The sequence below is a fragment of the Streptomyces sp. NPDC054841 genome (assembly GCF_053611045.1).
The window spans coordinates 1-11,093 of record NZ_JBSGZO010000288.1 but is presented as its reverse complement, the minus strand read 5'-3'; the positions used below and the strand labels follow the sequence as shown (position 1 = coordinate 11,093).

The window sequence follows — 11,093 nt, the reverse complement described above, 5'->3', positions numbered from 1 at the left end:
CGGCCACCCTGGCCGCGGCCGTCTGCGCCGCGTTCGCGCCCGCCGTACCGGTCGCGGCCGCCGCGAAACCCCCCGCACCACCGTCCGACGCGAAGCTCGCCGCGGAGCCCGCACGGCACGATCTGACCCGGGAGCAGTTCTACTTCGTGCTGCCGGACCGGTTCGCGAACGGTGACAGCGCCAACGACCGCGGCGGACTCACCGGTTCGCGGCTGGAGACCGGCTACGACCCCACCGACAAGGGCTTCTACCAGGGCGGGGATCTCAAGGGGCTCACCCAGCGCCTCGACTACATCAAGGGGCTCGGCACGACGGCCATCTGGCTCGCCCCGATCTTCAAGAACCGGCCCGTGCAGGGGAGCGGCAAGGACGCGTCGGCCGGCTACCACGGCTACTGGATCACCGACTTCACCCAGGTCGACCCCCACTTCGGCACCAACGCCGACCTCACGAAGCTGATCGACAAGGCCCACGCCAAGGGCATGAAGGTCTTCTTCGACGTCATCACCAACCACACCGCGGACACCGTCGACTACGCCGAGAAGGCCTACGGCTACCGCCCCAAGGGCGCCTACCCGTACCTCGACAAGGACGGCCGTCCCTTTGACGACCGGGCCGACCACGCCGGGATCGGAAAGGTCGACGCGGACTCCTTCCCGTACACCCCGGTCAACGGCGCGGGCAGCGTCACCAAGGCCCCGGCCTGGCTCAACGACCCCACGATGTACCACAACCGGGGCGACTCCACCTGGGCCGGAGAGAGCGCGGAGTACGGCGATTTCGTCGGCCTCGACGACCTGTGGACCGAGCGTCCCGAGGTCGTCGACGGCATGAAGAAGATCTACGAGAAGTGGGTCCGCGACTTCCGTATCGACGGCTTCCGCATCGACACCGTCAAGCACGTCGACCTGGACTTCTGGACCCAGTGGGCCACGGCCCTCGACGCGTACGCCGCCGCGCGGGGCCGCGACGACTTCTTCATGTTCGGTGAGGTCTTCTCCGCCGACACCGCCGTCACCTCGCCGTACGTGACCCGGGGCCGGCTCGACGCCACCCTCGACTTCCCCTTCCAGGACGCGGCCCGCGGCTATGCCTCGCAGGGTGCCGACGCCGGCCGCCTCGCCCGGGTCTTCGCCGACGACTACCGGTACGCCACCGACAAGGCGAACGCGTATGAGCAGGTGACCTTCCTCGGCAACCACGACATGGGCCGCATCGGGACGTTCCTCAAGCAGGACAACCCGGGCGCGAGCGACGCCGAGCTGCTGAAGCGGGCCCGGCTCGCCAATGAGCTGATGTTCCTCAGCCGCGGCAATCCGGTCGTCTACTACGGCGACGAGCAGGGTTTCACCGGCGCGGGCGGCGACAAGGACGCCCGCCAGACCCTCTTCGCCTCGAAGACCCCCGACTACCTCGATGACGACCAGCTCGGCACGGACCGTACGCACGCCGACGACGCGTACGACACCACGCACCCGGTCTACCGGTCGATCGCCGCGCTCTCGAAGCTCACCCGTGAGCACCCGGCGCTGCGCGACGGCATCCAGCAGGAGCGGTACGCCAAGGATTCCGTGTACGCGTTCTCCCGTACGGACGCGAAGACGAAGCGCGAGTACGTCGTCGCCGTCAACAACGCGGCCGCCGGGAAGACCGTGACGCTGCCGGTGGACGCGGCGGACTTCCGTGTCCTGTACGGCGGTTCCGGCGCGGTCCGCGCCGCCGACGGCAGGATCACCGTCACCGTACCGGCGCTGTCGTCGCTGGTGCTGCGCGCTCAGCAGCCCCTCGCCGCCCCCTCCGCCAAGCCGTCCCTCACCCTGAAGGCCCCGGCCGCCGGCGCCACCGGCACGGTCGAGATCTCCGCGGACGCCGACGGCGGGCAGCTCAACCGGGTCGTCTTCGCCGCCCAGGTGGGCAACGGCACATGGCGCACCCTCGGCACCGCCGACCACGCCCCCTACAAGGTCACCCAGCACATCACCGCTCCGGCCGGGACGGCCCTGCGCTACAAGGCGGTCGTGGTCGACAGCCTCGGCCGGACGGCGAGCGCGCAAGCGGAGACCACGGCGGGCCAGGCCCCGCCGCCCGAGAAGCCGACGGCGGTCGAGCGTACGTACGCCGTCGTCCACTACAAGCGGCCGGGCGGCGACTACGACGGCTGGCAGCTGAGGACGGGCGGCGCCACGGCCGGGTTCACCGGCCGGGACGCCCACGGCGCGTTCGCGTGGGTCAAGGTTCCCGAGGGCGCCTCGACGATCCCGTACACCGTCGAGAAGGACGGCACCACCGACGGCCCGCAGCGAAGCATCACCCTCGCCCGCACCGGCGAGGTCTGGATCACGCAGGGCCAGGACGGCCAGTCCGACACCGCGCCCGACGGCACCTACCCGCCGCAGGACACCACCAAGGCCGTGCTGCACTACCAGCGCGCCGACGGCGACTACGACGGCTGGGGACTGCACACCTGGACCGGCGCCGCCCAGCCCACCGACTGGTCCAAGCCCCTCATGCCCGCCCGCACGGACGCGTACGGGGTGACCTTCGAGGTCCCGCTCGCCGAAGGGGCCACCTCGCTCAGCTACATCGTCCACAAGGGCGACCAGAAGGATCTGCCCACCGACCAGTCGCTGTCCTTCGGCACCCACGGGCGTGAGGTGTGGCTGCTCGCCGGGCAGCCGAAGTACCTCCTTCCGCAGACCGGTGGCACCCCTTCGCTCGACCTCGCCAAGGCCGAGGCGCAGTTCATCGACCGCAACACCGTCGTCTGGAAGGTGAAGGCGACCGACGCCACCAGCCAGCAGCTCGTGTACGCACCCGGCGGCGGCATCCAGATCGTCGACGGCGCGCTCAGCGATGAGGGCCAGTGGCTGCGGCTCACCCCGTCCGCGCTGACCGACGCCCAGAAGGCCAAGTACCCGCACCTCAAGGACTACCCGGCCTTCACCGTCGACCCGCGCGACCGGGACCGCGTCCGCGCCGCCCTGCGCGGCCAGATCGTCGCCACCCAGCGGGCCGCCAACGGGGCCCTGCTCGCCGCCACCGGTGTGCAGATCCCGGGTGCCCTCGACGATCTGTACGCCCGGAAGGCGACGGGTGCGGCGCTCGGACCGGTGTTCCGCAAGGGCCGTCCGTCGCTCTCCGTCTGGGCGCCGACCGCACAGAAGGTCTCCCTCGAACTCGACGGGAAGACCGTCCCGATGCGCCGCGACGACACCTCCGGCGTCTGGTCGGTCACCGGACCGTCGAGCTGGCGCGGAAAGCCGTACCGGTACGCCGTGACCGTCTGGGCGCCCAGCGTCCAGAAGCTCGTCACCAACAAGGTCACCGACCCGTACGCGACCGCACTCACCACCGACTCGGCCCGCAGCCTCGTCGTCGACCTGGCCGACCCGGAGCTCGCCCCCAAGGGCTGGGCCGGACTGAAGAAGCCGGCCGCCGTGCCGCTTCGCGACGCCCAGATCCAGGAGCTGCACATCCGCGACTTCTCGGCCCGCGGCTATCTGGGCTTCACCGACCGCGAATCGGCCGGCATGAAGCACCTGAAGTCGCTCGCGGACAGCGGTACGTCGTACGTCCACCTGTTGCCCGCCTTCGACATCGGCACCATCCCGGAGAAGAAGTCCGACCAGGCCGTGCCCGCCTGCGACCTCACGGCGTACGCGCCGGACTCCGAGGAACAGCAGGCCTGCGTCACCAAGGCCGCCTCGAAGGACGCGTTCAACTGGGGCTACGACCCGCTGCACTACACCGTCCCGGAGGGCTCGTACGCCTCCGACCCGGAGGGCACGCGCCGCACGGTCGAGTTCCGGCAGATGGTGCAGGGCCTGAGCGGCGCGGGACTGCGCACCGTCATGGACGTCGTCTACAACCACACCGTCGCGAGCGGCCAGGACAGCAAGTCCGTCCTGGACCGGATCGTGCCCGGCTACTACCAGCGGCTCCTCGCCGACGGCACCGTGGCCACCTCCACCTGCTGCGCCAACACCGCACCCGAGAACGCCATGATGGGCAAGCTCGTCGTGGACTCGGTCGTCACCTGGGCCAAGGAGTACAAGGTCGACGGCTTCCGCTTCGACCTCATGGGCCACCACCCGAAGGCGAACATCCTCGCCGTCCGCAAGGCCCTCGACGCGCTGACCGTCGAGAAGGACGGCGTCGACGGGAAGAAGATCATCCTGTACGGGGAGGGCTGGAACTTCGGCGAGATCGCCGACGACGCCCGCTTCGTCCAGGCCACCCAGAAGAACATGGCCGGGACCGGGATCGCGACCTTCTCCGACCGGGCGCGGGACGCCGTCCGCGGTGGCGGCCCCTTCGACGAGGACCCGGGCATCCAGGGCTTCGCCTCCGGCCTCTACACCGACCCCAACTCCTCCAAGGCCAACGGCACCCCGGCCGAGCAGAAGGCCCGGCTGCTCCACTACCAGGACCTGATCAAGGTCGGGCTGTCCGGCAACCTCGCGTCGTACAGCTTCACCGACACCCGTGGCGTCAAGGTCAAGGGCTCCGAGGTGGACTACAACGGCTCACCGGCCGGCTACGCCGCCGCGCCCGGTGACGCGCTCGCCTATGCGGACGCCCACGACAACGAGACCCTCTACGACGCGCTCGCGTTCAAGCTGCCGGCGTCCGTTCCCGCCGCCGACCGGGCCCGTATGCAGGTGCTCGCGATGGCGACGGCCGCGCTCTCGCAGGGGCCCGCGCTGTCGCAGGCCGGCTCGGACCTGCTCCGGTCGAAGTCCCTGGACCGCAACTCGTACGACAGCGGGGACTGGTTCAACGCCCTCCACTGGGACTGCCGCGACGGCAACGGCTTCGGCCGCGGCCTGCCCCCGGCCGCCGACAACAAGGCGAAGTGGCCCTACGCCAAGCCGCTGCTCACCGCGCCCACGCTCAAGCCGGGCTGCGCGCAGATCAACGGGGCGTCCGCCGCGTACCGGGAGCTGCTGAAGATCCGTACGACGGAGAAGGCGTTCGGCCTCGGCTCCGCGGACCAGGTGCAGTCCGCGCTGTCGTTCCCGCTCTCCGGCACGGACGAGACCCCGGGTGTGATCACCATGAAGCTGGGCGATCTGGTGGTGGTCTTCAACGCCACGCCGGAGCGGCGGACCCAGCGGATCGGCGCGTTCGCCGGAACACCGTTTGCGCTGCACGCGGTGCAGGCGGGGGGTTCCGACGAGGTCGTGAAGTCCGCGTCGTACGAGCAGGGTTCGGGAACCTTCACCGTCCCCGCGCGCACCGTCGCGGTCTTCGACCGCGGCTGACCGGCACAGTCGGGAAGGGGCAGCGCGTCCGGGCCTTCGCCGGGCTCAGACGCGCTGCTCCGGCACTCGTACCGGCTGTGGCAGGAGCGCCACCATCCGGCCCACGAGGTCGCCGAAAACGCCCTCGGCCGGCTCGTCCGCGAAGATGCGCAGCAGCACGCCCGCCATCTCGGCGTCGTACGCCGCCGGCACCGCCACCAGCGCCGCGAAGTCATGGACCAGCTGGAGCTCCAGCTCGTGGCGCGGAATCTCCCGGCCGTCCAGCCAGATGAGCGCGGTCGACTCGGCGAGCGACACCCACGACCGTACGACCAGCCGCAGCCGTGCCGGGGGGTCCGTGATCCCGAGGTGCGCCATGATCTGGTCGTAGGCCGCCTGCCGGACCTCGTCGATCGTGGCGTTGGTCGTGGTGGCTGTGCCTAGTGAGCAGGCTCCGCCTGCGGGCACGGCGGGGCCGCCTCGCATCAACGCCGAGAACCCCGGGCCGTGCTCGTCGACGAAGTCGAAGAACCGGCCCATGACGCGCAGCAGCCGCCCGCCGAGCGGTCCTTCGTGCTTCTCCACGAACCGGCCGGCCAACTCGTCGGCGGCCCGGCGCAGCGCGGCCTCGTACAGACTCTGCTTACCCGGGAAGTAGTGGTAGACCAGCGGGCGCGAGATCCCCGCGGCGGCCGCGATCTCGTCGATCGACACCTCCTCGGGGGAGCGGTGGCTGAACAGCTCCAGCGCCACGCCGATCAGCTGCTCTCTGCGCTCCTCGACGCCCATCCTGCGGCGAACCCCGGTCGTCATACGAACAGCGTAACCGGCGGCCGTCGGACGGCGTCCGCCGCTCGGCGGGTACGCTCCCGGGATATGACCGCTTCTGACCAGGAAACCCCGGCACCGGCACCGGCACCGGCACCGGCACCGGCACCGGCGCCCGAGGGCATGACTCCCCGCCAGGCCCGGATCCTCCGGATCACCGCCGCGTCCGTTCTGCTCGTGGCGCTGGCGGCGGTCCTGGCGGTGCGGCTGCCCAGCCGCACGTCCGTCCTCGTGGTCGGGGTGTACGGACTGGCCATGATCCTGTGCGGAGTTGTCATCGAGCTGAGCCGCCACGGCCGCACCCGGCTGGGCACCTGGCTGCTGGGCGCGGGCCTGGTGGCGGCGCTGGCGGCGGACTGGCTGCTGCTGCCCTGAGCCGCCCGGACAGGGCCTGGTGCCACGGACTAGAGGTCCAGGACGAGCCGGTCACCGTGGCAGCGTGAGACGCAGATCAGCATCGAGTCGTCCCGCTCGGCGTCCGTGAGAAGCTCGTCACGGTGGTCGATCTCACCCTCCAGCACCCGCTGTTGGCAGGTGCCGCAGAAGCCCTGCTCACAGGAGTACGAGACGTTCGGCAGCTCGTCGCGCACGGCGGCCAGGACCGACCGGTCCGCCGGGACGGTGAGCGTACGGCCGGAGCGGCGCAGTTCGACCTCGAAGGCGCCGCCGGGCGCGGCGGCCGCCGCCGTGAACCGTTCCAGACGAAGCTCCCGGCCCTCGGGCAGGGCCGCGGCGACCGCGTCCATCAGCCCCTCGGGGCCGCAGCAGTAGACCACCGTCCCCGCGGACAGGCCGGCCAGGAACCCGAGGTCCGGGCGGCCGAACGCGACCTGCGCGCCGAGCTTCTCGGCCTCGTCGAGGTAGGGCATGGTGGCCCGGTCCCGCCCGCAGTACAGCAGCCGGGACCCGGCGGCTCCCGCCGCGTGCACCGACCGGACCATCGGCAGGACGGGCGTGATGCCGATGCCGCCCGCGACGAACACGTACGACTCCGCCTCGACCAGCGGGAAACGGTTGCGCGGGCCGCGGATCTCGATCTCCGTGCCCTCGTGGAGCTGTTCGCGGACTTCGCGCGAGCCGCCGCGGCCTTCCTCGATGACGCGGGTGGCGATCGTATACGTGTCGCGGTCGGCCGGGTCGCCGCAGAGCGAGTACTGCCGTACGAGACCCGACGGCAGGACGACGTCGATGTGCGCGCCGGGCTGCCAGGACGGCAGGCCCTGGCCCTCCAGGCGGAGCTGGACGACGCCTTCGGCGGGGGAGGTGCGTTCGGTGATCAGTACGCGGTGCGACGAGGAGCGGCGCGGGCGACGGCCCTGGCCCGATATCGGCTCCTGAAGGGCGGGCATCGGCCACAGCGGTGAGGCCTCGATGCGGCGGCGCATGGCCCGCTTGGCGAGCAGCGCGGCACCGGCGACGAGGACGACGGTACGGAGCCGGGGCATGTCAGCGGTCTCCGTTCGCGCCGGGGGAGTTGGCGAGATAGGCGACGGCCTGCGCCGTACTGCCCTCCTGGCTCGGGTGGTACGAGTGGCTCAGATAGCGCGGGATCGAGCGCAGCATCGCCGGAGTGGAGGGGAGAACGCCCCGGTTCCCGGCCCGGTAGAAGTCCCGGAAGCCCGCCCTGCCGTCGAGCAGTGTGGGGTCGTTCTCCATGAAGAAGCGGATGCCGCGCTGCCAGAGGAAGACCAGCGCGGAGAAGGCCGCCGCCCAGGTCCGTACCCGGCGCCGGTAGCTGCCGTCGACATGCATGAAGAGGTCGAAGGCGACCGAGCGGTGCTCGACCTCCTCCGCGCCGTGCCAGCGCAGCAGGTCCAGCATCATCGGGTCGGCGCCGCGCCGGTCCAGCTCATCGGCGTTGAGCACCCAGTCGCCGAGGAACGCCGTGTAGTGCTCGATCGCGGCGATCAGTGCGATGCGCTCCTTGAGCCACCATTCGCGAGCCTTGCCGGGCGGCAGCGTCCGGTCGCCCAGCAGCTTCTCGAAGAACCAGTCGACCTGCGCGGTGTACGGGGTGGGGTCGAGCCCCAGCTCCTTCAGACGGGGGAGCACGTCGTCATGGGCCTGGGAATGCACCGCCTCCTGGCCGATGAAGCCGATGACGTCCTCGCGCAGCCGGTCGTCGTGGATGTGCGGCAGCACCTGCTTGTACACATGCACGAACCACCGCTCACCGGCCGGGAGCAGAAGGTGCAGCACATTGATGGTGTGAGTGGCGAACGGATCGCCGGGGACCCAGTGGAGCGGGGTCTCGTCCCACGCGAAGGAGACGTTGCGGGCTTTGAGCGCGATGTGTTCCGACGCCACCTTGGCCGGCTGCGTATTAGACATGGTGTCAATGTACTGACGGGTACGCCGTCGGAACAGAGTCGTGCGGCGAGGACTTGACGTCGCACGCCGGATGCACGCCGGATGCACGCCGGATGCACGCCGGATGCACGCCGGACGCACGCCGTACCCCCCCCACGCCGCGCGCCGGAGCCGGGGACGGCTCAGCGCAACGCGCCGAGCGTCGTTCCGTCCGCGAGACGGCCGTTCAGCTGTGCCTGTGCGCCGTGCTTCGCCCGTACGGCGAGGAGGTTGCCCTGCGCACTGCCCGCCACTCCGCCGGACGTGGCGAGCGAGGTGAACTGCTCACTGCCCGCCGCCAGCACGTACCACTGCCCCGCGCGCGACTTCCACAGCACACCCGCCAGTACCCGGGGATCGCGCGGACCGCAGGCGGGGGAGCCCTCGGAGCGGGCCACGATCGCGCCCGGCGACTCGGCCGGTGGCAGGGACGACGGCGTCTGGAACTGGGCGAGCACCCGGCTGCCGGTTCCGCGCCAGGTCTCCGCGCGGGTGCACAGCCAGGCCGCGGTTCCGTTCGCCTCCGGCAGGGTCTGGCGCGCGTACTCCCACGAGTTGACCGAGCGCACCCCGTGCGAGCGCATCACCGGCAGCAGACAGGCCGTCCGCGCCCACGCCGCCCGTGCCGCCTCACCCGACACATCCGCCGGCGCCGACGGCGGACCCCATGTCAGCCGGGCCGGAACCAGCTCGCCCAGATCGGTGACGAGCCGCTGCGCGCTGTCGTCCGTCAGCTCCAGTGCGTCCCACGAACGGCAGTCCCGCGCCTGGGCGGCGCTCGGCAGCGGGTCGGTCACCCCCTGCGCGTCACGCCGCAGCGGCCGGGGCGCCCGTGCCGGGTCGAGCAGATCCCGCACCGTGGCCCGGCGCACCCAGGGAGCCGTCAGATAGCGGACGTTGCCGTGGTCGCGGCCGACGATCAGCGCGCCGGAGGTGGCCGAGTCCGCTCCGTCGGCCCGGGCGAAGTCGAGCGCCGCGCCCGCCGTCGAGCCGTCGCCCGGCTCGGCGTACCGGACGATCCGCAGCCCGTCGTGGAAGAGCACCACACGCGACCGGTCCACCACGCCCGCGAACAGCAGCTGCGGTGCGTCCATCGGGGGTCCCGGAGGGGTGCTGGGCGTCGCCGATGTCCGGACCCGGCTGCCGGGCCGCGCCCAGACCGCGAGCGCCCTGCGCAGCAGTCCCCGGTCGCCCGTGAGGGTCCCGCGCGCGGGCCACACGGAGAAGTCCGTACGGGTAGAGCTCTGCCAGGCGACGGGCGCGATACGGCGCAGTCGGCCGGGGTCGAGCGCGGCCTCGGCCGCCGGGTTGCGGGCGTACGGCGGGGCCGCCGCGCCGTCCGGTCCCCAGCCCTCACCCGGCAGCCCGAGCAGCGTGCCGCACACGAGCACCGCCGCGGCCGCCGCGAGCGCCGCCTTGGCGTGCTGGCGCCGGCGCATCAGATCGGTGGGGCGGGCCTGCAGCGAACACGGGTCGAACTCGGGTGAGTCCAGCAGGGCCGCGGTGCTCTTCCCTCCGGGTGCCGTTCCTCCGGGCGTCCTTCCGCCCGGCGCGTCGACGCCGTCCGCCTCCACGAGCGCGGCGTGCGGGTCCGCGACCCCGGCGTCGCTCAGGACGCGCCGTACCTCCCCGTCCGGCAGCCGTTCCAGGCCACGCAGCACGTAGGCGGCCCGGGCCGGCCCGGACAGCGCGGACAGCCGCTGGTCCAGGGCGAGTTCATCGGCACCGCCGGAGCGCGGGAAGAGCCGCAGCCCCCACACCTGCGGCAGCAGCGGGGGTAACTGGGAACGCTTCGGCCAGGCCCGGCGCTTGAGCGGAAGCCCCGCCTCCAGGGCCTGCCGCAGCACCCGCCCGCGGACGTACGCATACCCGGGCCCGGAGGCACCCCGGAGTGCCGGCGCCGGCCCCCGCACCGCGCTCTGGGTCCGGCCGCGCGGCAGCGAGCGCTGGACCAGGGAGTGTGCGGTCAGCACCCGCCGGTTGCGGCCGAGCGACGGCGGCAGGACGAGATAGGCGATCCGCACCAGACGCGGATAGTGCTCGACGAGCGCGGCCTCGGCCTGCTCGACGCCGACGGAGGAGGGGGCGAGTTCCTGGGTGCTCACGTTCAGCAGAACGAGCGAATCGTCCGATAGTCACCGGCCGTGACCAGGGCCTGTCCGGCGGATCTCACCGGGCTCGCGACGCCCTGTGATTCGCCGGTCCGGCCCGATCCGCCGGATGGTCCTACCGCTCCGTCACCAGGCGTTCGCGGATCCGTTCCACCACCTCGTCCGGCACGCCGAGCCCTTCCCGTACGTAGTTCTCCATCGAGCCGTGGAGCCTGGCCACCTCGTCGAGCGCCGCCCCCAGATACTCCGGCGTCACCCCGACGACCGCCAGCGCGATCTCCGGGTCGCCGCCCTGCGCGGTGAACCCCTCGACGAGCGGCGCGAACGCCTGACGCACCCCCGCGTTCACCGACAGGTACTCCGCCGCGATCGTCGCCCGGTCCGCGCGTCCGGTCCGGCCAGCGCCTTCAGGAACGCGCCGTACCCGCGCCGCGCGGACTCCGTGGACACGAACTCCCGGTAGGGGGCAGAACTGGCGACCTCGCGTAATCGAGACTCGCGTATTCCGTGGCCGATGAGGGCTTGGGCTCACCGTGAGTGGTCGCCGGGGGCATAGTGCCTC

Annotated in this window: 7 protein-coding genes; 2 read left to right on the top strand and 5 right to left on the bottom strand. The window is 71.9% G+C overall.

The genetic code is table 11. The features are described from left to right. Window positions 1–8 precede the first annotated feature (8 nt). Complete coding sequence (pulA, locus tag ACWGI8_RS29800) at window positions 9–5,264, top strand: pullulanase-type alpha-1,6-glucosidase (protein ID WP_453665563.1); 5,256 nt, start codon at window positions 9–11, stop codon at window positions 5,262–5,264. A 45-nt stretch (window positions 5,265–5,309) separates the two neighbouring features. On the opposite strand, the gene ACWGI8_RS29795 is transcribed toward pulA, so the two are convergent. After that, complete coding sequence (locus tag ACWGI8_RS29795; RefSeq protein ID WP_453665560.1) at window positions 5,310–6,056, bottom strand: TetR/AcrR family transcriptional regulator; 747 nt, start codon at window positions 6,054–6,056, stop codon at window positions 5,310–5,312. A gap of 63 nt (window positions 6,057–6,119) precedes the next feature. On the opposite strand from ACWGI8_RS29795, the gene ACWGI8_RS29790 reads away from it, so the two are divergent. Beyond that, window positions 6,120–6,446 carry a hypothetical protein gene (locus tag ACWGI8_RS29790; protein ID WP_453665559.1) on the top strand — a complete coding sequence of 109 codons (327 nt, stop codon included), beginning with the start codon at window positions 6,120–6,122 and terminating at the stop codon, window positions 6,444–6,446. A gap of 29 nt (window positions 6,447–6,475) precedes the next feature. Here ACWGI8_RS29790 and ACWGI8_RS29785 read toward each other — a convergent pair whose 3' ends face one another. The 4 genes from ACWGI8_RS29785 to ACWGI8_RS29770 form a co-directional block, all read right to left on the bottom strand. Then, window positions 6,476–7,516 carry a PDR/VanB family oxidoreductase gene (locus ACWGI8_RS29785; protein ID WP_453665557.1) on the bottom strand — a complete coding sequence of 347 codons (1,041 nt, stop codon included), beginning with the start codon at window positions 7,514–7,516 and terminating at the stop codon, window positions 6,476–6,478. Window position 7,517: 1 nt separating this feature from the next. Further along, complete coding sequence (locus ACWGI8_RS29780) at window positions 7,518–8,402, bottom strand: metal-dependent hydrolase (RefSeq protein WP_453665556.1); 885 nt, start codon at window positions 8,400–8,402, stop codon at window positions 7,518–7,520. Between the two features lie 161 nt (window positions 8,403–8,563). Further along, the gene (locus ACWGI8_RS29775; RefSeq protein WP_453665562.1) at window positions 8,564–10,534 is read right to left on the bottom strand and encodes a hypothetical protein; all 1,971 of its coding nucleotides are present in this window, start codon (window positions 10,532–10,534) and stop codon (window positions 8,564–8,566) included. 112 nt (window positions 10,535–10,646) lie between these two features. Further along, entirely contained in the window at window positions 10,647–10,880 is a 234-nt protein-coding gene (locus tag ACWGI8_RS29770; RefSeq protein ID WP_453665554.1) for a tyrosine-protein phosphatase, read from the bottom strand. Window positions 10,881–11,093 lie beyond the last annotated feature (213 nt).